The sequence below is a fragment of the Micromonospora sp. KC721 genome (assembly GCF_004348355.1).
GTDB lineage: Bacteria > Actinomycetota > Actinomycetes > Mycobacteriales > Micromonosporaceae > Micromonospora.
This window is the reverse complement of the sequence record NZ_SMJY01000400.1, coordinates 1-1,030: the sequence shown is the minus strand read 5'-3', so window position 1 is coordinate 1,030 and position 1,030 is coordinate 1. Positions and strand designations below refer to the sequence as shown.

Below are 1,030 nucleotides of genomic sequence, written 5' to 3'. Positions count from 1 at the left end.
CCCCCCGGGACTGTGCTCAGGCGACCGGCGGCGACTACTTCATCCGCCAGCGGACCTACCCCGCCGCTGGCTCGTACCCGCTGGTCTTCGGCCGCGGACCCATCGGCCCCACCCTGACCGCCGATGATCCGGCGCGCCCGCCAGCCCATCGGGAGAACAACGTTATGTCGGTGGCGGTCCTGATGTACGCCGACGCTGATTCCTGGCACGGCGGTCCGACCGCCACGAGCTTCGCCGACTACCCGTACGCCACCGGCTCGACCACTCTCACCCGTACCGACGGCACCGTTGTGGGCAGTATCGACCGCAGCGGTTACGGGAGCTTCAAGGTGTCCGCCGAGTCCACCCGGTACGTCCTGACGACCGAGTCGACCCGGACCGCGCCCTGGTCCGGCCAGTCCAGCCGGCAGCGCATCCAGTGGAGCTTCACCTCTGCCCATGAGCCCGGTCAGGCCGCACTGCCGTTGCTCGCGGTCCGGTACGACCTGGCGCTGGACTCGCTGAACCGCGCACCGGCCGGCACGTCGTTCCCGCTCGCCCTGTCCGTGGAGCAGAGCGGGTCGACCACACCTCCGGCGATCAGGCTCGTGACCCTGGCCGCGTCGGCCGACGACGGCAAGAGCTGGCGCAACCTCACGGTGACCCGGACGGGCAACCGGTGGACGACCACGCTCCCCGCCACCATCGCCAGAGGCTACGTCTCCCTCCGCGCCACCGCCGTCGACCTCGACGGCAACCGGGTCGAGCAGACCGTGATCCGCGCCTACGCCCTGGCCCCCTGACCGGCACACCCGCCCTGGTGGTCGCCGGAAGGTGACGACCGGGGCGGGCGCCTGGACCGCTGGTACTCCAGTCTCTGACCGGGGGCGTGCCGGCACCGGAAGCCACTTCGGGCGAGGGTCGAGGGGCTAGCGGACCGGGTACGGTTGTCGATGGTCGGAAGGTGCGTGCGTCGGCCGGGCGGGAGCGGTGGCCCGGGCGACGGACCGGGGAGGGAGCGGGTGTGGCGCGGCGGAGAGCCCTTGTGGTC

Annotated in this window: 1 protein-coding gene; it reads left to right on the top strand. The window is 72.0% G+C overall.

All coding sequences use genetic code 11. From position 1 onward, the window contains the following. A partial coding sequence (locus E1182_RS31490) for a hypothetical protein (protein ID WP_207921585.1) occupies nucleotides 1-782 on the top strand: 782 nt, incomplete at its 5' end. Nucleotides 783-1,030: the final 248 nt, after the last annotated feature.